Genomic DNA, 23679 nt, shown 5'->3' with positions numbered 1-23679 from the left:
GGTGATGCAGGCATCAAAGCTTCAGCCAGGACAGCAGCGGCTCCCAATCGGCCTGGTGCTCGCGCACCTGGGCCGAGCGGTAGTCGAACAGGCTGCGGCCAAGGCCGGTCATGACCACATAGCTCTGGCTGTCGCGCAGCTGCGCGACCACCGGGTACGGCCATTCACCCAGCATCTGCAGCGCCTGCTGCGAGGTCTGGGTCCAGGGCTTGGTACGGTTGAGCACCAGACCCACTGGCAGCTTGCGGCTGTGCACGCGCGGGTTCTGGGCCAGGCTGTTGAGGAAACCGACGATGGCTTCGATATCCAGCGCCGAGGGCAGCACCGGCACCACCACCGCGTCGGCAGCGTCGAGGAAATGGGGAATATCGTCGGCCAGGGCGCCGGCCGGCGCATCGATGATGACGGTGTCGGTACCGTCGGGCAGCTTCTGCGCCCACTGCTTCTTCCGATATACGTCGATCGGCAGCACCGCACTTTCCAGCCCGGCACGGCGTTGTGCCCAGCGGGTGCTGGAGCCCTGCGGGTCGGCATCGGCAATCACCGTGGCCTTGCCCTGCAATGCCGCGTACGCGGCCAGGTGGGTGGCGACGGTGGTCTTGCCCACCCCGCCCTTGGAACCGGCCACCAGGATCGTCTTCATGCCAGCCTCGCTTCCGGGTACGTTCCCCGAGCGTACACCGGCGATGGTGACGGGAGGTAGCGTCGTGCTGAACCAGCGGCCATCGCCTTTGCTATCGTGGCGCTCCCGAAGGATCGAACCGGCATGAGCGAACTGCAGGACCTGAGCGCGTTGATCCGCGCCAATACCCCACTGATCGTGATCGAGACCCAGGACGAGGGTCGCATCGTCGAGCTGTTCCGGCAGACGCTGATGCACGTATGGCGGGCGCTGCACCGCTGGTCGATCACCGAGGGCCTGCGCCGCATCGACCTGGACAGTGAAGACCCGCCGGTCGGGCCACCCGATGCCAGCGCGGCCCTGCAGATGATCCGCCAGGCCGACCAGCGCGGGGTCTACCTGCTGCTCGATTTCCACCCGTACCTGGGCTATGCCAGCCATCAGCGCGCCCTGCGCGACCTGATCCAGCGCCGCCACAGCGAGCCGCATGTGCTGGTGTTGATCGGTGCCAAGGTGGAGCTGCCGGCCGAGCTGGAAGCGTTGGCGGTGCGCTTCAACCCGCGCCTGCCTGATGCCAACGCCCTGTTGAAGATGCTGCGCGAAGAGGCCGACGCCTATGCGCGCGAGCACGGCGGCCGCCGGGTCGAAGTCGACAGCGAGGCGGTGAAGAAGATCCTGAAGAACCTGCAGGGCCTGAGCCTGGTCGATGCCCGGCGCATCGCGCGCCAGCTGATCTACGCCGATGGCGCGCTGCGCGACGACGACCTGCCGCAGCTGGCACGGCTGAAGTTCGAGCTGCTCAACCGCAGCGGCCACCTGTTCTTCGAGCATGACAGCGCGCGCTTCGGCGATGTGGCCGGCGCCAACCGGCTCAAGCGCTGGATCAGCCAGCGGCGCGTGGCCTTCATCGCCGGCTCGGCGCCGGCCGGGCTGGACCCGCCGCGCGGCATGTTGCTGCTGGGCGTGCAGGGCTGCGGCAAGTCGATGCTGGCCAAGGCCACCGCCGCCGGCTTCGGTGTACCGCTGCTGCGCCTGGACGTGGGCGCGCTGTACAACAAGTACCACGGCGAGACCGAGGCCAACCTGCGCCAGGCACTGGCCTCGGCCGAGCAGCTGGCACCCTGCGTGCTGTGGATGGACGAGATCGAGAAAGGCCTGGCCAGTGGTGGCGAGGACGGTGGCGTATCACGCCGTGTACTCGGCTACCTGCTGACCTGGATGGCCGAGCGCAAGGCGCCGGTGTTCATCGTCGCCACCGCCAACCAGGTGCACGAGTTGCCGGCCGAGCTGCTGCGCAAGGGCCGCTTCGACGAGATCTTCTTCGTTGACCTGCCTTCGCCTGACATGCGCGTGGAACTGCTGCGGCTGCACTTGGGCCGGCGCCAGCTCAATGGCGACGACTTCGCGCTGCCGGCGCTGGCGGCCGCGGCCAATGGTTTCTCCGGCGCGGAGATCGAGCAGGCGATCGTGGCCGGGCTGTATGCAGCGCACGCCGAAGGCCGGCCGCTGGACACCGAGCTGCTGATGAACGAGATCCGCGCCACGCGGCCGCTGTCGGTGCTGATGGCCGAGCAGGTGGAGGCATTGCGGGCGTGGGCGTCGGGACGGACGGTTTCCGCGGACGATTGAGGTTCCCGCGAACGGCGCAGCCCCTCGTGGCGGCTGGTTGACCGTGAACGTCAAAAGCCGCGCTTGGCCGGGCGGGATGGATTCGCGGGGGACGCCGTCAACCCGTCCATGGGGGCTTGGCCGCGGCATCCATGCCGCGGACACCCCCGCGAACCCACCCCGCCCGGCCTCTGACAATTTCCGAGTGCGTCCGCCACGGAAAAGAAAAAAGAAAAGCAGAAGCAAAAGCAAAAGCCGGTTGGTTGGCCGCCTTCTGTAGAGCCGAGCCCACGCTCGGCTGCTCTTCGATCAGATATCGAATAGTCGATTCCGATACAGATTCATCCACGCATGGCGTGGATCCACCGTGTCGACCAAGGTCGACACCTACCCACAGCTGCGAAAATCTGTCGAAGGCGGGGCACTGTGGGTTTGCGGGGTGTGAGCCGCATGGATGCGGCGACCAAGCCCCGGGGGTCACTTCATGGATGGGTTTACGGCGTCCCCGCAAACCCACAGTGCCCCGCCATCCCACCGGAAGACCGCTGTTGCTGTTGCTTTGGCTTTGGCTTTGGCTGTTGCCTCTGCGGGTGCCGGGTGCAACCCGGCCGAACCCCTCCCTCAGGGCCAGGCAGGCGGTGCGGCCGCCCAGGCCTGCTGCACTTCGGCCAGCGACGCACGCTCATCCTCGCGCCACTGCGGCAGCAGCTGCGCATAGTTGGCCGTGGTATTCCACTGCGTCGGCTCGGTGCGTACCGCAGCCGCATACCACTGCACCGCCTCCTGCTTCTGCCCCATCCGCCACAATGCCAGCGCATAGGTCGGCGGCACCCAGCTCGGCTTGGTACGCGCATTGGCGGCCGAGGCCAGCCACTGTTCCAGCGCCGCCTCTGGCTTGCCCTGGCGCAGCAGGTCCCAGCCGTAGTTCCAGCGCACGCTGCGGCCACTGCTGCTCTGTGCCGGGGCCTCTTTCATCGCCTCGGCATACAACTGCTCGGCCAGCTCGCCACGGCCCTGCGCACCGGCCACCGAGGCCAGTTGTACCGTGGCCTCGACCGCACGGCGGCCGCGTTCACGCAGCTTGACCAGCTGGGCGACCAGATCATCGCCCCCGCCCTGCACCGCCACCATCGGCGTGGCCGCCGGGTCATTGTCGAAGTAGAACTCCTGTGGTGCCGGCATGGCCGGCGCGGCCCACGCCGTGGCCGCTCCCGAGGCCAGCAGCACGCTGGCCAGGATCTTTCCTGGAACTGACATCCCTTCTCCCCAGGCCGCGACTGCAGCCTCCCTCTCTCTCCCCGATCCTAACCCCAGCACCGCCACGGGCGCGAGTGCCGGGGCCTGCGCGGCCCCGCTGCTACAATTCGCGCCTTTCCCGCTGCGTGCGTGCACGCGGCCGGTGCCAGCCGATCCTACCGGGCCAGCCATGACCAGTACCGCGCAACTCACTTCGCCCTCTTCCGCCGACCTGCTCGACCGTGACTACACGCTCGACCACAAGTACACCCGCAACGAGGGGCGGATCTACCTGAGTGGCGTGCAGGCGCTGGTGCGGCTGCCGCTGATGCAGCGCCTGCGCGATGCCGCCGAAGGCATCGACAGCGCCGGCTTCGTCAGCGGCTATCGTGGCAGCCCGCTGGGTGGCTTCGACCTGGAACTGTGGCGCGCGCGCAAGCATCTTGAAGCGGCGAAGGTGAAGTTCACCCCGGGCCTGAACGAGGACCTGGGCGCCACCATGGTGTGGGGCACGCAGCAGACCAACCTGTTCCCCGGCGCCAACGTGCAGGGCGTGTTCGGCATGTGGTACGGCAAGGGCCCTGGCGTGGACCGCTGCGGCGACGTGTTCAAGCATGCCAATGCCGCCGGCACCTCGCGCTACGGCGGCGTGCTGGCGCTGGCCGCCGATGACCATGCCTGCCGCAGTTCGACCCTGCCGCACGGCAGCGAAGACGAATTCGTCAGCGCGATGATGCCGGTTCTCAACCCCGCCGGCGTGCAGGACATCCTCGACATGGGCCTGCTGGGCTGGGCGATGAGCCGTTACACCGGCCGCTGGGTCGGCTTCAAGACCATTGCCGAGACGGTGGAATCGTCGGCCTCGGTGCAGGTCGATCCGATGGCGCGCCGCATCGTGCTGCCGGAAGACTTCGAAATGCCCCCGGGTGGCCTCAACATCCGCTGGCCGGACCCGCCGCTGGACCAGGAGATGCGCCTGCACCGCTATGCGGTGAAGGCCGCACAGGCATTCGCCCGCGCCAACGGCATCGACAAGGTGGTGATGGACGCGCCGCGCGCGCGGCTGGGCATCGTCACCACCGGCAAGAGCTACCTGGACGTGCTGCAGGCGCTGGAATACCTTGGCCTGGATGAAGCCGCGTGCGCCGACATCGGCATCCGCGTGTACAAGGTCGGCATGACCTGGCCGCTGGAACCGCAGGGCATCGCGCGCTTCGCGCAGGGCCTGGAAGACATCATCGTGGTGGAGGAGAAGCGCGCCTTCATCGAGCGCCAGATGAAGGAACAGTTCTTCAACTGGCCGGCCAGCTGGGGCCAACGCCCGTCCATCGTCGGCAAGTACGACGAAAGCGGCGAATGGATCCTGCCGTCCACCGGTGAACTGACCCCGGCCACCATCGCCGGCGTGATCGGTCGCCGCATCCAGAGGTTCTTCAACAACGAGTCGATTGAGCAGCGCCTGCAGTGGATGCAGGAAAAGGAAGCCGAGCTTGCGTTGCCGCGCGCCAGCTTCCCGCGCGTGCCGCACTACTGCTCAGGCTGCCCGCACAACACCTCCACCCAGGTGCCGGAAGGTTCACGTGCGCTGGCCGGCATCGGTTGCCATTACATGGTGACCTGGATGGACCGCAGCACCGACACCTTCACCCACATGGGCGGCGAAGGCGTGACCTGGGCCGGGCAGGCGCCGTTCACCGACACCCCGCACGTGTTCCAGAACCTGGGCGACGGCACCTATTTCCACAGCGGCTCGCTGGCGATCCGCCAGGCGGTCGCCGCCGGCGTCAACATCACCTACAAGATCCTCTACAACGATGCGGTGGCGATGACCGGCGGCCAGCCGGTGGACGGCCCGCTGAGCGTGCCGGATATCGCAAAGCAGATGCGCGCCGAAGGCATCCACACCATCATGGTGCTGTCGGACAACATCGGCAAGTGGACCGGCCAGCGCGAACACTTCCCCAGCGACGTGGAGTTCCACGACCGCAGCGAACTGGAGGAGGTGCAGAAGCGCCTGCGCGAAGTGAAGGGTGTTTCGATCCTGATCTACGAACAGACCTGCGCCACCGAGAAGCGTCGCCGCCGCAAGCGCGGCAAGCTGGAAGATCCGCAGAAGCGGGTGCTGATCAATTCGCTGGTCTGCGAAGGCTGCGGCGACTGCGGCAAGAAGAGCTTCTGCGTGTCGGTGCTGCCGAAGGAAACCGAGTTCGGGCGCAAGCGCGAGATCGACCAGTCCAACTGCAACAAGGACTATTCCTGCGTGAACGGCTTCTGCCCGAGCTTCGTCACCGTGCACGGTGGCCAGCCGCGCAAGGGCAGCAAGCGCGATGCCTCCACGCTGCTGGACAACCTGCCGGCGCCGACGATCCGCGGCACGCTTGAGCAGCCCTGGAACATCCTGATCACCGGCGTCGGCGGTACCGGCGTGGTGACCATTGGCGCGCTGCTGGGCATGGCCGGCCACCTGGAGGGCAAGGGCGCGACCGTGCTCGACCAGACCGGCCTGGCGCAGAAGGGTGGCGCGGTGACCACGCACATCCGCATCGCACGCCGCCCGGATGACATCCACGCCGTGCGCATCGCCGCCGGTGAAGCCGACCTGGTGCTGGGCTGCGACATGGTGGTGGTCAACGACTACTGGGCGCTGTCGAAGGTGCGTGCCGGCCGTTCGCAGGTGGTGCTGAACACCTACGAAGCGATGCCGGGTACCTTCACCACCCGCCCGGACATGCAGTTCCCCGCCGCCGACATCATCGCCGGTGTGCGCGTGGCACTGGGCGGCCAGGAGCCGTTGCTGCTGGATGCCACCCAGCTGGCCACCGCGCTGCTGGGCGATGCCATCGCCGCCAACCTGTTCATCCTCGGCTACGCCTGGCAGCAGGGCCTGGTGCCGCTGTCGTTCGAGTCGCTGATGCGCGCCATCGAGCTCAATGGCGCTGCGGTGGCCATGAACCAGCAGGCCTTCGCCTGGGGCCGCCTGGCCGCGGTCGATCCGCAGGCCGTGCAGCAGGCCGCCGGCTTGGTGCGCAACCGCCACACCGATACCGAATCCACCCCGGGCCCGCTGCATCCGCTGCCGCCGGGCGAATGGGAGGGCAACGAATGGGGCGCCACCGCTGCACCGCGCAACACCGGCGACGAACGCGAGCTGCGCGGCCTGCCCTCGCACGGTGGCGACGTGGCATTCCTGCCGCTGGACGACGCGCGCCTGTCGCGCTCGCTGGATGAAATGATCGAGCGCCGCGCCGCCTTCCTGGTCGAGTACCAGGATGCTGCCTACGCCACGCGTTACCGTGATCTGGTGGCACGCGTGCGCGCTACCGAAGCCGAGCGTATCGGCGGCTCCACCGCGTTGACCGAGACGGTTGCCCGCTACCTGTTCAAGCTGATGGCCTACAAGGACGAGTACGAAGTGGCCCGCCTGTACACCAGCGGCGACTTCCAGCGACGCCTGCAGCAGCAGTTCGAGGGCGACTATCAGCTGCGCTTCCACCTGGCGCCGCCGCTGTTCGCCAGGAAGGACGAGCAGGGCCGGTTGCTGAAGAAGGAATACGGCCCGTGGATGTTCAAGGCGTTTGGCTTGCTGGCGAAGCTGAAGTTCCTGCGTGGCGGCCGCTTCGACGTGTTCGGCCGCACCGAAGAGCGGCGCATGGAGCGCAAGCTGATCAGTGATTACGAGGCCACTGTGCAGGTGCTGCTGGATGGCCTGGATGACGACCGCCTGGCGCTGGCGGTGGAGATCGCCAGCATTCCCGAACACATCCGCGGCTTCGGCCACGTCAAGGAAGCGCATTTCGAGCAGGCCAAGGCGCGCGAAGCGGCCCTGCTGGCGCAGTGGCGCAATCCGAAGGCGCTGCATATCGTGCAGGTGGCCTGATGGCAGTGCCGGCCGCTGGCCGGCATTCATCCCGGCATTCATCCCGGCAATCGGTTGCCGGCCAGCGGCCGGCACTACCGATGGATTACCCCAGCCGCCACAGCAGCAGGCGGTTGTTGGCCGGCATCGCCACATCCCCCAGTCGGGTGAATCCGTGGTCGGCGGCCAGCGCCTGCACCGCTTCGCTGTCGCGGATGCCGCTGCGCGGATCACGTGCCTTCAGCCAGGCATCGAACTGCGCATTGCTGTCGCTGGTGTAGCGGCCGCCGTAGTTGAACGGGCCATACACCGCCAGCAGCGCACCGTGGCGCAACAGGGGCGGCAGCGCCGCGAACAATGACTGGACGTGTGCCCAGCTCATGATGTGCAGGGTGTTGGCGCTGAATGCGGCATCGAACGTACTGCCCGGTGCCAGGTTCAGGCCGGGCGCTGGCGGCAGTTCCACCTGCAGCGCTACCGGCGGCAGCAGATTCAGCAACGCCGTTTCGGCACGCCATGCCTCGATGCCTGGCAGGTGGTCCGGATGATCACTGGGCTGCCAGCGCAGCCAGGGCCAGCGCTCGGCAAAGAAGGCAGCATGCTGGCCGGTGCCGCTGCCGATCTCCAGCACCCGGTGGCGGTCGCCCATCCACGGGTCGAGCGCGGCGGCGATGGGTTCGCGGTTGCGTTCGCAGGCTTCTGAATACGGCTTGCTCGACATCAGGACGGGGTCCAGGCGGGGTCGGCCCCATTGTGCACGAGGGGGTGTTGCTCGGCAGGGCGGCGCCCTGCACCCGCCGAAGCAACGGCAACAGCAACAGGGGGCTTCCTGTGGGATTGCGGGGTGGGTCGGGTTGCGGGGGACGCCGTAAATCCGTCCATGGAGGCTCGGTCGCCGCATCCATGCGGCTCACGCCCCCGCAACCGGACCCACCCCGCCTTCGACGGTTTCCTGCGGTCTGTTGGAACGGCTCTTGGGGTCAGATCCGTTTTCCACAGGAAAACGGATCTGACCCCGGATACATTTCGATATCTGACAGATTGTGTCGACCAAGGTCGACACCCACCAACAGCACACGAAATCTGTCGAAGGTGGGGCGGTGTCGGAGTGCGGGGTGTCAGCCGCATGGGCCCGAGGCATGCCTCGAGCGGGTTGGGCAGGACGCCCAATTCCGGTCTTGCCGTGTGCGCAGGAAAGCGCACACGAGCAAGCGGCTGCCAAGCCTCCATGGACGGATTCACGGCGTCCCCGCAATCCGACACCGCCCCACCCACCCACGGAATGCCCGCTTTTGACGTTGACGTTGCCCTGGCTTGAAGCAGGTGCAGGGCTGCAAGCCCTACCGAAACCCCCACCAACCATGACTGCAGTCACTTGCCCGCACGCGCCGCGCTGGCGAAAGTCGAGAAGTTGACGTGATCGGCTCGACCCATTGTCGGCCGCACGCAAGCGAGAGAGAGAGAAACGCTGTGCAACGACGTGAGTTCCTGGCTTTTTCCGGTCTGGGCCTGGCGGGCCTGCTGCTGCCGCATTCCCGTGCCATCGCCGCCGAGCAGTTGCTGGCCCCGGTCGACACCGCCCAGCGCAGGCGCCTGGCCGAGGTCGCGCTGGCCGCCGCACGCACCGCCAAGGCCAGCTACTGCGATGTCCGCATCGGCCGCTATCTCAACCAGTCGGTCATCACCCGCGAACACCAGGTCGGCAATGTGACCAACCGCGAATCATCCGGTGTGGGCGTGCGGGTGATCGTCAATGGCGCGTGGGGCTTCGCTGCAACCCATCAGCAGACCGAGGCCGCCGTGCGCGCCGCGGTCGAGCAGGCAGCGGCAATCGCCCGCGCCAATGCCGGCATCCAGACCCGGCCGGTACAGCTGGCGCCGACGCCGTCGGTCGGCGAAGTGCGCTGGCAGACGCCAGTGCGGAAGAACGCCATGGCGGTGCCGATCCAGGACAAGGTCGAACTGCTGCTGGCGCTCAACGCCGCCGCGCTGGATGCGGGCGCCGACTACATCAATTCCACGTTGTTCCTGGTCAACGAACAGAAGTACTTCGCCTCCAGCGACGGCTCGTTCATCGACCAGGACATTCACCGCATCTGGCTGCCGTTTACCGCCACCGCCATCGACAAGGCCAGCGGCAGGTTCCGTACCCGCGCCGGCCTCTCCTCGCCGATGGGCATGGGCTACGAGTTCCTCGATGGCGATGCGCGTGGAAAGGTCCAGCTGCCCGGCGGCATCACCGCCTACCGCGATTCCTACGACCCGGTCGAAGACGCCATCGCCGCCGCCCGCCACGCGCGCGAGAAACTGAAGGCGCCGTCGGTGAAGCCGGGCAAGTACGACCTGGTGCTGGACCCGTCCAACCTGTTCCTGACCATCCACGAGAACGTCGGCCACCCGTTGGAGCTGGACCGCGTGCTCGGCTACGAAGCCAACTACGCCGGTACCAGCTTCGCCACGCTGGACAAGCGCTATGCCGGCTTCCGCTGGGGCAGCGACATCGTCACTTTCTTCGCCGACAAGACCCAGCCGGGCAGCCTCGGCGCCGTCGGCTACGACGATGAAGGGGTGAAGACGCAGCGCTGGGACCTCGTACGCGACGGTATCCTGGTTGACTACCAGGCCACCCGCGACGAGGCCCATATCCTCGGCCGCGATGCATCGCACGGCTGCAGCTACGCCGATTCCTGGTCCAGCGTGCAGTTCCAGCGCATGGCCAATGTCTCTCTGGCACCGGGCAAGCTGCGGCTCAGTGTCGAGGACATGATCAAGGACGTGGAAAACGGCATCTGGATCCACGGCCGCGGTTCGTATTCGATCGACCAGCAGCGCTACAACGCGCAGTTCGGCGGCCAGCTGTACTACCAGATCAAGGACGGGAAGATTGCCGGAATGGTTGAGGATGCGGCCTACCAGATCCGCACGCCGGAATTCTGGAATGCCTGCACCGCCATCTGCGATGAACGCGACTTCCGCCTGGGCGGTTCGTTCTTCGACGGCAAGGGCCAGCCCGGCCAGGTCTCGGCGGTCTCGCACGGTTCGTCCACCACCCGCTTCAACGGCATCAACATCATCAACACCGCGCGCAGTCTCGGCGCTTGAGCCACCCATCCTTCGACATGGAGAGCAGCCTTGCAAAGACGTGACTTCCTGGCCCTGACCGGGCTTACCGCGGGCGGGCTGATCGTGCCCTCCTTCTTCGGCAAGGTGATCGCCGCCGAGCAGCTGCAGTCCAGCCTGGACCCGGCGCTGAAGAAGCGCCTGGCCGACGCTGCGTTGCAGGCCGCACGCAGCGCCGGCGCCACCTACTGCGACGTGCGCATCGGCCGCTACCTGCGGCAGTTCGTGATCACCCGCGAGGACAAGGTGCAGAACGTGGTGAACACCGAGTCCACCGGGGTGGGCATACGCGTGATCGTCAACGGCGCCTGGGGCTTTGCCGCCACCAATGCGCTGGGTACCGCCGATGTGGCCAGGGCGGCGCAGCAGGCCGCGGCGATCGCCAAGGCCAATGCTGGCGTGCAGACCGCGCCGGTGCAGCTGGCCAAGGCGCCGGGCGTGGGTGAAGTGAGCTGGCGCACGCCGATCCGCAAGAATGCGATGGAGGTGCCGATCAAGGACAAGGTCGGGCTGCTGCTGGACGTCAACGCTGCGGCGATGGGCGCCGGTGCCAGCTTCGTCAACTCGATGCTGTTCCTGGTGAACGAGCAGAAGTACTTCGCCTCCACTGATGGTTCCTACATCGACCAGGATGTGCACCGCATCTGGGCACCGATGACGATCACCGCCATCGACAAGTCCAGCGGCAAGTTCCGTACCCGCGAAGGCCTGTCCTCGCCGATGGGGCTGGGCTACGAGTACCTGGACGGTGCGGCTGCCGGCAAGGTGGTCAGCCCGAATGGCGTGGTGAACTACAGTTCTTCCTACAACATGAAGGAAGACGCCATCGCCGCCGCCAAGCAGGCGCAGGAGAAGCTGAAGGCACCGTCGGTGAAGCCGGGCAAGTACGATCTGGTGCTCGACCCGTCACACACCTGGCTGACCATCCACGAGTCGATCGGCCACCCGCTGGAGCTGGACCGTGTGCTCGGCTACGAAGCCAACTACGCCGGCACCAGCTTCGCCACCCTGGACAAGCGCGAACAGCAGTTCCAGTACGGCAGCGAGCTGGTCAACATCTTCGCCGACAAGACCCAGCCGGGCAGTCTGGGCGCGGTGGCGTACGACGATGAAGGCGTGAAGTGCAAGCGCTGGGACCTGATCAGCAACGGCAAGCTGGTGGATTACCAGACCATCCGCGACCAGGCCCACATCCTCGGCAAGAGCGAGTCCGACGGCTGCTGCTATGCCGACTCGTGGTCCAGCGTGCAGTTCCAGCGCATGGCCAACGTGTCGATGGCACCGGGCAAGAAGCCGCTGAGCGTGCCCGACCTGATCAAGGACGTGGAGAACGGCATCTACATCATCGGTGACGGTTCGTTCTCGATCGACCAGCAGCGCTACAACGCGCAGTTCGGCGGCCAGCTGTTCTACGAGATCAAGAACGGCCAGATCACCCGCATGCTGGAAGACGTGGCCTACCAGATCCGCACGCCGGAGTTCTGGAATGCCTGCACCGCCGTGGCCGACGAGCGCGACTACCGCCTGGGCGGTTCGTTCTTCGACGGCAAGGGCCAGCCGGGCCAGGTCTCGGCGGTCTCGCACGGTTCGTCCACCGCGCGCTTCAACGGCATCAACGTCATCAACACCGCACGCAGCCTCGGCTGATCGGTCAGGAGCCCTTACACCATGAGTATCTTCACCGAAGCCCAGGCCAAGGCCATCCTCGACAAGGTCATCGCCCTGTCCAAGGCCGACGAGTGCACCGCCGTGCTGTCCGGCGCGATCAGCGGCAACATCCGTTTCGCGCTGAACAATGTCTCCACCAGCGGCATCGTCGACAACACCGAGCTGGCGGTCACCGTCGCCTTCGGCAAGCGCGTCGGCACCGCCTCGATCAACGAGTTCGACGATGCCGCGCTGGAACGCGTGGTGCGCCGTGCTGAAGACCTGGCGCGCCTGGCCCCGGAGAACCCGGAGTTCATGCCGGCCATCGGCAAGCAGAGCTACCGTCCCAGCCCGACCTTCAGCGAATCCACCGCCGCGATCGATCCGGCCTTCCGCGCGAAGGTCGCCGCCGATTCGATCGCCCCGTGCCGTGGCAACGGGCTCATTGCCGCCGGCTTCCTCGAGGACGGCCAGGGCTTCCAGGCGACCGCCAACAGCAACGGCAACTTCGCCTACCAGCGCACCACCAACTTCGATTACACCTGCACCGTGCGTACCGAAGATGGCCGCGGTTCGGGTTGGGTCGGCCGCAACTTGAAGGATGCCGCCGACTTCAAGGCCGACCAGGACATCCGCATCGCCATGCGCAAGGCCACCGAATCGGCCGAAGCCAAGGCGCTGGAACCGGGCAAGTACACGGTGATCCTGGAGCCGGCCGCAGCGGCAGGCCTGATCAGCTTCATGATGAACTTCTTCAGCGCACGCTCGGCCGATGAAGGCCGCAGCTTCCTGTCAAAAAAGGGTGGCGGCAACAAGCTGGGCGAGCAGGTCTACGACCCGCGCGTGACCATGATCGCCGACCCGTGGCATCCGGAGGCGCCGGTGCTGCCGTGGGACAACGAAGGCCTGCCGCGCGAACGCATGGCGATCATCGAGAACGGCAGGATCGCCAACCTGGACTACTCGCGTTTCTGGGCGCAGAAGCAGGGCAAGACCGCCAAGGCCTCGCCGGGCAACCTGCTGATGAGTGGTGGCGACAAGAGCACCGCCGAGCTGGTACGCGGCACCCAGAAGGGCATCCTGGTCACGCGTACCTGGTACATCCGCATGGTCGACCCGCAGACCGTGCTGCTGACCGGCCTGACCCGCGACGGCACCTTCTACATCGAGAACGGCCAGATCAAGCACCCGGTGAAGAACTTCCGCTTCAACGAGTCGCCGGTGATCATGCTCAACAACATCGAAGAGCTGGGCAGGCCGGTGCGCGTGGCCGGTGATGAGTCCAGCTTCGTGATGATGATCCCGCCGATGAAGCTGCGCGATTTCACCTTCACCTCGCTGTCCGACGCGGTCTGATGGATCGCCGGGCCTGCCTGCGCTGGTTGGCTGCTGCCGCTTCGGCGGCGGCGCTGCCGGCCTGGGCACAGGCAGGCCCGCGCAGTTCGCGCTACGACTTCTGGTTCACCCGCCTGCAGTACGACTCCGGTGATTGGGACGTGGACGCGCGCATGCCGTCCAACCTGATCACCTCGCTGATCGACTACACCTCGCTGCGCGTGGACCCGCAGGAGCACGTGGTGGCACTGGCCGACCCGCGCATGCTGGAAGCGCCGTTCTGCTACCTGGCCGGCCACACGCTGGTGGAGTTCAATGGCGCCGAGCGGCAGAACTTCGTGCGCTATGTGCGCAATGGCGGCTTCGTCTTCGTGGACGACTGCAACCACGACATCGATGGCCTGTTCGCCACCTCGTTCGAGGCGCAGATGGGTCGCCTGTTCGGCCCGAAGGCACTGCAGAAGCTGCCCAACAGCCACCCGCTGTACCGCAGCTTCTTCCGCTTCCCCGACGGCCCGCCCGCCACCAGTTTCGAACTCAACGGCTGGGGCGACGACCTGGTGCACGACTACCTGAAGGGCATCGAGGTCGATGGCCGCCTGGGGCTGCTCTACAGCAACAAGGACTACGGCTGCGAGTGGGACTACGACTGGCGCAACAAGCGTTTCCTGGCCGAAGACAACACCCGCTTCGGCGTCAACATCGTGATGTACGCGTTGAACAACTGATAGGACCTGCACGCCCATGACCTCCCCCGACCTCGATTCCCTGCTGCCGCGCCTGGATGCGCTGCGCGCCGCGCTTGCACGCGCAGTGGTGGGCCAGAACACCGTGGTCGAGCAGCTGCTGATCGGCCTGCTGGCCGGCGGCCACTGCCTGCTGGAAGGCGCGCCCGGGCTCGGCAAGACCCTGCTGGTGCGCTCGCTCGGGCAGGCGCTGGAGCTGCAGTTCCGGCGCGTGCAGTTCACCCCCGACCTGATGCCCAGCGACATCCTCGGCACCGAGCTGCTGGAAGAAGACCACGGCACCGGCCATCGCCATTTCCGCTTCCAGCAGGGCCCGATCTTCACCCACCTGCTGCTGGCCGACGAACTCAACCGTACCCCGCCCAAGACCCAGGCCGCACTGCTGGAAGCGATGCAGGAGCGCACGGTCAGCTACGCCGGCACCACCTACGCGCTGCCCGCGCCGTTCTTCGTGCTGGCCACGCAGAACCCGATCGAGCAGGCCGGCACCTACCCGCTGCCGGAGGCACAGCTGGACCGCTTCCTGCTGCACGTGCTGGTGGATTACCCCAGCGAAGACGAGGAGCGGCAGATCCTGGAACAGACCACCGGCGGTACCACCGACGCGGTGCCGAAGGTGATGGATGCCGAAGCGGTGACCGCACTGCAGGCGGCCGTGCGCCAGGTGCATGTCAGCCCCGATGTGCTGGCCTGGATCACCCGCCTGGTGCGTGCCAGCCGGCCGGGCGAAGGCGCACCGGCAGCGATCAACCAGTGGGTGAAGTGGGGCGCCGGTCCGCGCGCCGGCCAGTCGCTGGTGCTCGCGGCAAAAGCGCGCGCACTGCTGCAGGGCCGCTTCGCCGCCACCCGCGAGGATGTGCAGGTACTGGCCGCACCGGTGATGCGCCATCGCCTGCTGCTGTCGTTCGCCGCCGAAGCCGAGCAGAAGCGTGCCGACGACGTGGTCGCCGCCCTGCTGCAGGCCGTGCCGTTCCCGGGTTGAGCCACGCGTGAACGCCGGTACCCCGCTGACCTTGCCACCGGACTTGCGTGCGCGCCTGCGCCTGCTGCGGCTGCGGCCGCGCCTGGCCAGCGGTGCCAGTGGCATCGGCCAGCACGCCAGCCGCAGCCGCGGTGCCGGCCTCGAGTTCGCCCAGTACCGTGCCTACGAGCCGGGAGACGAACTGCGCCAGATCGACTGGAAGCTATACGCCCGCTCGGATCGCTTCTTCGTGCGCGAGTCCGAACGCGAAAGCCCGATCACGGTCTGGCTGTTGCTCGATGCCACCGCCTCGGCCGGCCAGGCCGATCGCGCGGCACCGCAGCGCACGCGCTTGGATCACATGCGCGGCGTGGCCGCCTGCGTGGTGGAACTGGCGCTGCAGCAGGGCGACCGTTTCGGCCTGCTGGCGATCAATGGCGATGGCCTGCGGCTGGTTCCCGCGGCGAACGGCGCACGCCAGCGTGATCGCGTGCATCTGCAACTGCATGCCTTGCAGGCGCGCGGCGCCTGGCCCGCGCCTGATCGCCTGCGCCCGCTGTGGGAACGCGTGCGCCCGGGCGACCTGCTGCTGGCGATCGGCGACGGTTTTGACGAGGCCGGCATTGTGCTGCTGGAACAGCTGGCCAGCGCACGCCGCGAAGTGGCACTGCTGCAGATCCTGACTGCCGACGAGCGCGACTTCCCGTTCGACGCCGGCCACCGCTTCCGCGACCCGGAAACCGGCGAGGAACTGTTGGGCGACGGTGCGGCGATCCGCGCCGATTACCTGCAGCGCTTCGCTGACGCACGCAGCGCATTACGTGCGCGCCTGCAGGCCGGCGGCATCGCCAGTGCCACCGGCTGGCTCGACCAACCGTTGGACCAGCCGCTGCAAGCGCTGTTCGGCCGTGGGGGCGCTGCATGACCCTGCTGTTCCCGCTCGGCCTGGCCGCTCTCGCCGCAGGGCTGCTGCCGCTGCTGATCCACCTGGCCCGCCGCCATCCGTATACGCCACTGGATTTCGCCGCGCTGCGCTGGCTGCGTGCACAGATACGGCCGCGCCAGCGCATCCGCTTCGATGACTGGCCGTTGCTGCTGGTGCGGCTGTTGCTACTGGCAGCCTTGGCGCTGCTGCTGGCGCGGCCCGCGCTGACGGGCCCGGCAGCGCCCCCCGCTGCATGGACCGTGGTAGCGCCGGGACTGGATGCTACGGCACTGCGTGGAGCGGCCGAGGATGGCAACTGGCACTGGCTGGCACCTGGCTTCCCCGCCATCGATCAGGCACCACCGGCATCCAGCGCATCCCTGCCCAGCCTGTTGCGCGAACTGGACGCACAGCTGCCTGCGGGCACCGCGTTGACCGTGCACGTTCCCGATCCCCTGCCCGGCCTGGATGGCGCCCGCCTGCAGCTGTCGCGCGACGTGCAATGGCACACGCAGCCGATGCCGGTGACACCGCCGCAGACTGCAGCGGCATTGCCGCAGCTGCGCGCGCACGGCGAGGCATCCGCCACTGCCCAGCACTGGTTGAACGCACTGCAGCGCGCGTGGGGCGTGCAGGCAACGCTCGCTCCGCTGTCGGTGGATGCCCTGCCCGAACGCGGCGAGATCGGCGTGTGGAGCCGCAGCGATGCACTGCCGGCGAACTGGCAGGCGTGGCTGCTCGACGGCGGTCGTGTCATCACCGCCGGCAAGCCCGCTGCCGACGCCCGCATCCTGCTGCGCGACGCGGAGGGCGCACCGCTGCTGTGGCAACAACGCGTCGGCCACGGCTATCTGCTGGCGCTGCCGGGCGACTGGAATACCACGAGCAACGCCGCGCTGCGCGATCCGAAGTTGCCGCGTGCCCTGCTGCTGGCGCTGCAGCCACCCACGGCTCCGCGCCTGGGCGATGCACGTGACCAGGCACCGCAGCGGGCCGCATTGCCTGCTGCAACACCACCGCTGCGTGAGCCGACGCCTTGGCTGTTGCTGGCTATCGTGCTGCTGTTCGCCCTGGAACGCTGGATGGCCAGCAGCGCCCGCCGCAGGGTGGCCGCATGAATACCTTGCAGCACGCCTGGCAACGTGCGCGCCGGCGCCGTGCGCTCATCACCCTGCTGCTGGGCCTGCCATGGGCGCTGGCTGCGGCGGGGCTGGCCCTGCGTCTGGCAGGTTTCGATATCGCCTGCGTCGTCGGTACGATCAGCCTGCTCGCGTGTGCGGGCTTCGCCACTGCGCATGCCCGCCAACTGGACCGGCAGTGGCTGCAACGCCACCTTGATGGCAGCGGTGCCAGCGAGGACAGTGCCGATCTGCTGTTCGCCGATGCCGCCACGCTCAATCCGCTGCAGCAGCGCCAGCGTGCGCATGTGCTGGCCACGCTGGAACGCGCGATGCCGGAGCTGCGTCCACACTGGCCGCCTGGGGCATTGGCGCTGTGCTGGATCGCAGGCCTGGCCATTGTTGTGCTGGCAGTCGGCTGGCCACGTTCGAACCCCGGTTCCGCGCCAGTCCGCACCTCAGCGCCGGGCAGCACGGCCGCGGCAGGCCCGCTACGCCTGCAGTCCACCCGCCTGCGCATCGACGCACCGGCCTATACCGGCCAGGCCACGCTTACCCAGAATGCGCTGGACGCCAAGGTCGCCGCCGACAGCCGACTGTCCTGGTCGCTGCGCTTCGACCGCGCACCGGACAAGGCATGGCTGCAGTTCCACGATGGTCGCAGGTTGCCGCTGAGCGAGCACGAAGGACAGTGGCAGGCGCAGGATGTGGCACGCGCGCCGGTGCTGTACCGCGTGGTGAGCGAACCGGCACTGGCAGAGACCCGCCTGCATCGGCTGGATGTGGTGGCCGACCGTGCACCCAGCGTGCGCGTACTGGAGCCCACGGCCAGCCTGGTGCTGGGCACGCCGGGGCAACGACAGTGGGCACTGCGCTTCGAAGCCAACGACGATTACGGTGTCGCGGCGCAGGCAACGCTGTCGATCACCACCACCCAGGGCAGCGGTGAGAACATCACCTTCGTGAAGCGCAGCGTCACGCTTGCCGGCAGCGGCGAAGCCACCGCGCGGCGTTTCGCCCACACCCTTGATCTGGCGTCGCTGGGCGCGCAGCCCGGCAACGATGTGATCGCCCAGCTGGAGGTGCGCGACAATCACGCGCCCACGCCGCAGACCGGGCGCAGCAGCAGTGTGATCCTGCGCCTGCCCAGCGCCGAAGTCGCGCTCGGTGCAGAGCTCGAGGGCCGCATCAAGAAGACCCTGCCTGCGTATTTCCGCAGCCAGCGGCAGATCATCATCGATGCCGAAGCGCTGATCCGGCAGCGACGCAGCCTGGCCGCCGAGGACGTCGTGAAGCGCAGCGATGCGATCGGTGTCGACCAGCGCATCCTGCGCCTGCGCTACGGCCAGTTCCTGGGCGAGGAAAGCGAAGGTGCGCCAAAGCCGCCGCCGACCAGCGACCTGCCCACCAGCGATGCGCCGACCGCAAAGGGCCACGACGACGATCACGAGCACGCCCTTGGCACGCAGGCCGGTGCGCACGACGACCATGGCCACGATCATGGCGGTGCAGCCAACGCAGATATCCCGCCGGTGTTCGGCAGCGCGACCGACGTGCTTTCCGAATACGGGCACACCCATGACCACGCCGAGGCGGCCACCCTGCTCGACCCGCAGACCCGCGCCACGTTGAAGGCCGCGCTTGACCAGATGTGGTCGGCCGAAGGTGAGCTGCGCCAGGGCCGCCCGCAGCAGGCGCTGCCATTTGCCTACAAGGCGCTGGGCTTCATCAAGCAGGTGCAGCAGGCCGAGCGCATCTACCTGGCCCGGGTCGGGCCGGAGCTGCCACCCATCGATGAAAGCCGCCGGCTGGGCGGTGATCGCGCCGGACTGGCCAGTCGCGAACTGCCATTGGCCGCGCGCACCCCGCCCGATCCGGCCATCGTTGAAGCCTGGCAGCGCCTCGGTGATGACAACGGCGCACCGGATCTCGATGCGCTCGCGGCCTGGCAGCAGCGCAACGCGGCCTACCTGCCCGATGCATTGGATCTGGCTGCGGCCATCGAGCAGCTGCGCATCGAGCCCGACTGCATCGACTGTCGCCAGCGCCTGCGTGCGCAGCTGTGGCGCGCGCTGCAGCGTCCACTGCCGCAGGCGATGCGGCGCAGTGCGGCCGATGCGATGGGCCAGCGCTACCTCGATGCGCTGGAGGCGCAGCCATGACCGCCACCAGCCTGAACCTGTGGATTGCGCTGGCACTCACTCTGGTCGTGGTCATCGCCAGCGTGCGCCAGTTGCGTGGAAGCACAACGCACCCTGGCCACCGGTGGAGCGTGATCGCACTGCAGGTCATCGTCGCCACGCTGCTGTACTTCTGCCTGATGCCGCCCACCCGCCAGCAGCCCGCAGGCGGGCTGGTCGTGCTTGGCGTCGATGCCGGCAAGGCCGGCGCACCCCCGGCCAGCGAAGGCCCGCTGTTGCTGTTGCCCGAAGCTGCCGATGTGCCCGGCGCACAGCGCGTTCCCGACCTGGCCACCGCGCTGCGCCAGCATCCGGCCGCCACGCTGACGCTGGTCGGTGCAGGCCTGGCCGCACGTGACCGCGACACGGTGCTGCCGCTGGATGTACGTTGGCAGGCCGCACCGGAGCCGCGCGGCTGGATCGCACTGCAACCACCGGCCGATGTCGCACCCGGTGCCCGCTTTGACGTGCAGGCACAGGCGCGTGGCGTGGTCAAGGCGAAAGCAGAACTGCTCGACCCGGCCGGCAGCGTGGTCGATCGCACGGAGGTTGCCGACGACGGCCGCGTGCAGCTGAGTGGTATCGCCCGCGCCGAAGGCCGCAGCGTGTTCCAGCTGCGCCTGCTCGATGCCGACGGCCATGTGGTGGACAGCCTACCGGTGCCACAGCAGACCCTGCCGTCCGCACCGCTGCGCCTGCTGGTGCGCGCCAGCGCGCCGGGGCCAGAGCTGAAGTACCTGCGCCGCTGGGCGGCCGATGCCGGCATCCGTGTGCAGGTGCAGGCGGATACCGGGGCCGGACTCAGCATCGGCGATGGCGCAGTGGCGATTGATGCAGCATCGCTCACGCGCAGCGATCTGCTGCTGCTGGACGAGCGCAGCCTCGTAGCATTGAGTGCGGGCCAGCTGGCCGCCGTGCGCCAGGCGCTGCGCGATGGACTGGGCGTGCTGGTACGCAGTGCGGGCGCACCTTCGGCCAGTGCACGCCAGCGCCTGCGCGATCTGGGCCTGCCAGTGCAGGGTGATGGCAGCAGCCACCCCCTCGAACTTCCCGGCGATGGCGAAGGCGCGATCCTCGCCGCACGCCGTGGCCCGCTCGCCGCCGGCACATTGCCCACCGGCTACGGCGAAGAGGCCGACCGCAGCTCGCACAGTGCCGCGCTGCCTTCGCTGGAAGCACTGGCGTTGCAGGCGCCGGGCGGCAGCGCACTGCTGCACGATCGGGCTGGCAACGCCATCGGTGGCTGGCGCGCGGTCGGCAAGGGCCGCATCGGCCTGCTGCCCATCACCGACAGCTGGCGTTGGGTGCTGGCCGGCCGCGATGACCGCCACGGCGAACTCTGGAGCGACGCGGTGGCCACGTTGGCACGCGCGCAGGACAGCGCTGATGCACTGTGGTCACCGCAGCCGATCGCCTGGGCAGGTGAACGACAGGCGCTGTGCGGTGTGCAGGCACCACTGCAGGCCTTCAACAAACGCGGCGACGACGTGCCCCTGATCGTCGATGGCACGGCGTCGGCGCTGCGCTGCGCCGGCTGGTGGCCCCGTGAGGCAGGCTGGCAACGCCTGCAGCATGGCGACAGCGTTGTCTGGCGCTATGTGTTCGACCCGAAGGATGCACCGACGCTGCATCGACAGGTGATGATCGATGCGACCACGCGGGCGTTGGCTGCCAGCACGCTGGCAGACGCGTCGGTGGTGCAACCCGTGCCGGGCTCACGCTGGCCGTGGTGGCTGGCGTTCGTGTTGTGCGCTTCGTCGCTGTGGTGGCGGGAACGAAAGACGCCTAGGAATACTTGAAAATCGCTAAAGTTCTCTAGCCGCTTGCCGAAATTTATTGCGCACTAGCGCAGAATAATCTACCGCACTGATAAACAGAGCCTTCATTCTTTCGGAAGAACCAATGGAATTAAATGCAGAGACGCGATCCGTCAACGAAATTTTCTCGCCCAGTAAAAAATATGTAGTGCCGCGCTTCCAGCGCGAGTATTCGTGGACGCAGGAAGAGATCGACGAATTCTGGGAAGACATTGTTCAGCAGATTACTGCGCAAGGTAGCAAGCCTGCTAAACATGAGGAGTACTTCATTGGCTGCATAGTCCTTGTTGGCGAAGATACACGCCCAGACTATCTCATTGTCGACGGTCAGCAGCGACTTACAACTTTAACACTCCTGCTGCGTTGCATCGTTGCCAGGCTTGATGCTCTAGGAGACAGCGCAGCAGCCCAGGCGCTATACAACAATGTCATCGAAGGAACGGACAATGATGGCAAAAAGTACTTCAAGCTAGCGAATGAGAGCCCCAAGCCGTTCTTCCAGAACGAACTTCAGGCAATGACGCCCGAGAAGATTAGCACCGCGTCCACTGACGAAGAGAAAAACCTAAAGGACGCATTTGACAAATTTACAAAGCGAGTATCTTCTTACAAGCTTGGCACGCTTAGCGACCTAGAGTCGACAAAATCGCTGCGAGAGCAAGTTCTGAATCATCTTAAGTTTATTCTTGTCACTGCAAAGAATGAAGACGACGCATATACAATCTTTGAAACGTTAAATGCCCGCGGACTGAGCCTGACATCGGTCGATCTTATAAAGAATTGGATATTTAAGAACTACAAAACAACTCACCCAAACGACAATGCAAAGGATATATGGGGATCCCTTCGCCGCGAAATTTCCAAGTTTGCAGACTTGGAAACATTCTTTCGGCACTACTGGAATTCCAAATATGCCTTTGCATCGAATGACCGCCTTTACAAAAGCTTCAAGGACTTACTAAAGAAAAACAAGATTGCGCCAGCAAAAGAATTTCTTCTTGAGCTTCAAGCAGCCGCAAAATTTTACAAAATGATCTGCGCTCCAGATGATCGCAACTGGCCACAGCAAAAGGAGAAGCCAGTTGGGAGAGCCCTAAAGTTAATCAACAGCTACAAGGTCACTCAGGTTCGTCCATATCTTCTCTCCCTGCTTGCCGCGAGGGAGGCGAAAACAGTTGCGCAGACTGATTTTGTAAATTCCGTTACAAACGTTGAATCCTTCCACTTCGCGTTTTCGAACCTTTGTCAAGAGCGGGCCTCTGGTTTAGAGGGAACCTACACGCGTGCGGCCAAGAAGCTCTATGCTGCGGGCACCAACAAGACGAAGGCCAAGCAGGCAATTGTTGCCCTCAACGAGAGCATCAAGAAGAAGCTACCTGCAGCGTCGAAGATAAGCGATGCAGTTCGAAAGCTCTCTCTCGACAAAAACAATGATAACGACAAAAAGACAATTCAGATTGTCTTTACCAAGTTAGAACATTATTTGCAGGGCACGAATGAACTTAAAATTGAAAGCATCTCAATTGAGCACGTCAAAGATCAAAGCTCAGGTGATGACTGGGCCAGTGGAATTGGCAACCTGATCCCACTTGACGAAAAGTTGAACAACGAGATGAAAAAAGGACTTTCGTTCAAAAGCAAGAAGGAAATTTACAAAAAGTCAAATCTAAAAATTGTCGCCCTATTCCTCCAGCAGAACCCGCAAGACACCTGGACAAAGAAAGATTCGGAACGCTGGAGCAAAGTGGTCTGCGATAATCTCGCGACGGCTCTTGCAATCAAATAAAAATGACGCGCCGCCACGTCCTAATTGGACCTGGCGGCGCGCCGGTACACACCGTTGAAGCGCACGTTCATGCCACCGCATTCGCTGTTGTCGGCCACGATCAGCACCGCACCCAGCGAATGCACGCGGACCTTGCAGGTGTCCTCGACGAACTCGACATCAGCACCACGCGGCGCCGCGCGCGCTTCCACCTGGTCCATGTTGGGTCCATAGGGACGCTGCTCCGGCGTGGGGTTGGCGGAGGGCCAATAAGCGTCACCCTCCACATGCAGTTGCCCGCCCTGCACGGTAATGCGCAGGCCGTTGTCACCATCCTTCCACTCCCCCGCCCAGTCCTGCAGCGTTGGCACGGCCACCGGCAATGGCTGCAGCTTGCTGCGGTCGACCCAACCGGCACTGCCACCCACCTTGTTCGGGAAGAACGCGCAGCGGTAGCGGCCGAGATCACGCCCGGTCACCACCGTATCGCCGTTGACCACATAGCTGCGCTGTCGGCAGGCAGGCTCGCCCTTGGCCGGGCAGCCGTCCATGTCGCCAAGCAGGTACAGACGGGGTGCATCGATCACCCGCGCCAGTGCGAACTGGCTTTGTTCGGAGGGGAACGCACCGTTGCGGCAGGCACCACCGCCGGCGATGCCAGCCGCAAAGGCGGAGACCGGCAGCAATGTGGCCACAGGCAGATCGAACGCAGGAACATGGCAGCACTATTGGTGGGGGAGCCG

Annotated in this window: 16 protein-coding genes; 12 read left to right on the top strand and 4 right to left on the bottom strand. The window is 66.1% G+C overall.

What is annotated here, in order from left to right; genetic code table 11:
- Nucleotides 1-13: 13 nt before the first annotated feature.
- Nucleotides 14-643, bottom strand: coding sequence for a nucleotide-binding protein (locus AC5P9W_RS09985; RefSeq protein WP_010487235.1), 630 nt, complete (start codon nucleotides 641-643; stop codon nucleotides 14-16).
- Between the two features lie 123 nt (nucleotides 644-766).
- Here AC5P9W_RS09985 and AC5P9W_RS09980 point away from each other — a divergent pair, with 123 nt between their 5' ends.
- Nucleotides 767-2251, top strand: a complete 1485-nt coding sequence (locus AC5P9W_RS09980; protein WP_206621522.1) for an AAA family ATPase — start codon at nucleotides 767-769, stop codon at nucleotides 2249-2251.
- Between the two features lie 600 nt (nucleotides 2252-2851).
- Here AC5P9W_RS09980 and AC5P9W_RS09975 read toward each other — a convergent pair.
- Nucleotides 2852-3487 (bottom strand): tetratricopeptide repeat protein, encoded by a 636-nt coding sequence (locus AC5P9W_RS09975; RefSeq protein ID WP_019661950.1) that lies wholly within the window; start codon nucleotides 3485-3487, stop codon nucleotides 2852-2854.
- Nucleotides 3488-3656: 169 nt separating this feature from the next.
- Here AC5P9W_RS09975 and AC5P9W_RS09970 point away from each other — a divergent pair, with 169 nt between their 5' ends.
- Nucleotides 3657-7343 carry an indolepyruvate ferredoxin oxidoreductase family protein gene (locus AC5P9W_RS09970; RefSeq protein ID WP_111099342.1) on the top strand — a complete coding sequence of 1229 codons (3687 nt, stop codon included), beginning with the start codon at nucleotides 3657-3659 and terminating at the stop codon, nucleotides 7341-7343.
- An 85-nt stretch (nucleotides 7344-7428) separates the two neighbouring features.
- Here AC5P9W_RS09970 and AC5P9W_RS09965 read toward each other — a convergent pair whose 3' ends face one another.
- A complete protein-coding gene (locus AC5P9W_RS09965; RefSeq protein ID WP_180832937.1) occupies nucleotides 7429-8043 on the bottom strand; it encodes a DUF938 domain-containing protein in 615 nt (204 codons plus the stop codon).
- A gap of 749 nt (nucleotides 8044-8792) precedes the next feature.
- Between AC5P9W_RS09965 and AC5P9W_RS09960 the strand changes: the two genes are divergently transcribed.
- The 10 genes from AC5P9W_RS09960 (at nucleotide 8793) to AC5P9W_RS09915 (ending at nucleotide 22957) form a co-directional block, all read left to right on the top strand.
- Nucleotides 8793-10424 carry a TldD/PmbA family protein gene (locus AC5P9W_RS09960; RefSeq protein ID WP_206621521.1) on the top strand — a complete coding sequence of 544 codons (1632 nt, stop codon included), beginning with the start codon at nucleotides 8793-8795 and terminating at the stop codon, nucleotides 10422-10424.
- Between the two features lie 30 nt (nucleotides 10425-10454).
- The gene (locus AC5P9W_RS09955) at nucleotides 10455-12089 is read left to right on the top strand and encodes a TldD/PmbA family protein (RefSeq protein WP_134735930.1); all 1635 of its coding nucleotides are present in this window, start codon (nucleotides 10455-10457) and stop codon (nucleotides 12087-12089) included.
- Between the two features lie 21 nt (nucleotides 12090-12110).
- Nucleotides 12111-13445 (top strand): TldD/PmbA family protein, encoded by a 1335-nt coding sequence (locus tag AC5P9W_RS09950; protein WP_019661955.1) that lies wholly within the window; start codon nucleotides 12111-12113, stop codon nucleotides 13443-13445.
- Complete coding sequence (locus AC5P9W_RS09945) at nucleotides 13445-14152, top strand: DUF4159 domain-containing protein (protein ID WP_111098123.1); 708 nt, start codon at nucleotides 13445-13447, stop codon at nucleotides 14150-14152. The genes AC5P9W_RS09950 and AC5P9W_RS09945 overlap by 1 nt, the downstream gene beginning before the upstream one ends.
- A 16-nt stretch (nucleotides 14153-14168) precedes the next feature.
- The gene (locus AC5P9W_RS09940) at nucleotides 14169-15152 is read left to right on the top strand and encodes an AAA family ATPase (protein ID WP_019661957.1); all 984 of its coding nucleotides are present in this window, start codon (nucleotides 14169-14171) and stop codon (nucleotides 15150-15152) included.
- 7 nt (nucleotides 15153-15159) lie between these two features.
- Complete coding sequence (locus AC5P9W_RS09935) at nucleotides 15160-16056, top strand: DUF58 domain-containing protein (protein ID WP_197575746.1); 897 nt, start codon at nucleotides 15160-15162, stop codon at nucleotides 16054-16056.
- Nucleotides 16053-17174: a BatA domain-containing protein gene (locus tag AC5P9W_RS09930; protein WP_111103565.1), complete on the top strand. Its 1122-nt coding sequence runs from the start codon at nucleotides 16053-16055 to the stop codon at nucleotides 17172-17174. Before AC5P9W_RS09935 ends, AC5P9W_RS09930 begins: the two co-directional genes overlap by 4 nt.
- On the top strand, nucleotides 17171-19336 hold the full coding sequence (locus tag AC5P9W_RS09925) for a hypothetical protein (protein WP_206621519.1): 2166 nt from the start codon (nucleotides 17171-17173) through the stop codon (nucleotides 19334-19336). Before AC5P9W_RS09930 ends, AC5P9W_RS09925 begins: the two co-directional genes overlap by 4 nt.
- A complete protein-coding gene (locus tag AC5P9W_RS09920; protein WP_206621518.1) occupies nucleotides 19333-21153 on the top strand; it encodes a hypothetical protein in 1821 nt (606 codons plus the stop codon). The genes AC5P9W_RS09925 and AC5P9W_RS09920 overlap by 4 nt, the downstream gene beginning before the upstream one ends.
- 103 nt (nucleotides 21154-21256) lie before the next feature.
- Nucleotides 21257-22957, top strand: coding sequence for a DUF262 domain-containing protein (locus AC5P9W_RS09915; RefSeq protein WP_206621517.1), 1701 nt, complete (start codon nucleotides 21257-21259; stop codon nucleotides 22955-22957).
- Nucleotides 22958-22977: 20 nt separating this feature from the next.
- Here the strand turns inward: AC5P9W_RS09915 and AC5P9W_RS09910 are convergent, their stop codons facing one another.
- Nucleotides 22978-23631, bottom strand: coding sequence for a hypothetical protein (locus tag AC5P9W_RS09910; protein ID WP_495219147.1), 654 nt, complete (start codon nucleotides 23629-23631; stop codon nucleotides 22978-22980).
- Nucleotides 23632-23679: the final 48 nt, after the last annotated feature.

The sequence above is a fragment of the Stenotrophomonas sp. YJH_SMC_33 genome, from assembly GCF_059372295.1.
Note: the sequence above shows the minus strand (reverse complement) of the source record. Positions and strands in the feature narration are given on the sequence as shown.

Bases quoted from the DNA above. Each gene is read 5' to 3' on its own strand.
- AC5P9W_RS09925 (WP_206621519.1), top strand. From the start codon at position 17,171: ATGAATACCTTGCAGCACGCCTGGCAACGTGCGCGCCGGCGCCGTGCG.
- AC5P9W_RS09915 (WP_206621517.1), top strand. From the start codon at position 21,257: ATGGAATTAAATGCAGAGACGCGATCCGTCAACGAAATTTTCTCGCCC.
- AC5P9W_RS09970 (WP_111099342.1), top strand. From the start codon at position 3,657: ATGACCAGTACCGCGCAACTCACTTCGCCCTCTTCCGCCGACCTGCTC.
- AC5P9W_RS09945 (WP_111098123.1), top strand. From the start codon at position 13,445: ATGGATCGCCGGGCCTGCCTGCGCTGGTTGGCTGCTGCCGCTTCGGCG.
- AC5P9W_RS09950 (WP_019661955.1), top strand. From the start codon at position 12,111: ATGAGTATCTTCACCGAAGCCCAGGCCAAGGCCATCCTCGACAAGGTC.
- AC5P9W_RS09940 (WP_019661957.1), top strand. From the start codon at position 14,169: ATGACCTCCCCCGACCTCGATTCCCTGCTGCCGCGCCTGGATGCGCTG.
- AC5P9W_RS09920 (WP_206621518.1), top strand. From the start codon at position 19,333: ATGACCGCCACCAGCCTGAACCTGTGGATTGCGCTGGCACTCACTCTG.
- AC5P9W_RS09975 (WP_019661950.1), bottom strand. From the start codon at position 3,487: ATGTCAGTTCCAGGAAAGATCCTGGCCAGCGTGCTGCTGGCCTCGGGA.
- AC5P9W_RS09980 (WP_206621522.1), top strand. From the start codon at position 767: ATGAGCGAACTGCAGGACCTGAGCGCGTTGATCCGCGCCAATACCCCA.
- AC5P9W_RS09930 (WP_111103565.1), top strand. From the start codon at position 16,053: ATGACCCTGCTGTTCCCGCTCGGCCTGGCCGCTCTCGCCGCAGGGCTG.
- AC5P9W_RS09985 (WP_010487235.1), bottom strand. From the start codon at position 643: ATGAAGACGATCCTGGTGGCCGGTTCCAAGGGCGGGGTGGGCAAGACC.
- AC5P9W_RS09965 (WP_180832937.1), bottom strand. From the start codon at position 8,043: ATGTCGAGCAAGCCGTATTCAGAAGCCTGCGAACGCAACCGCGAACCC.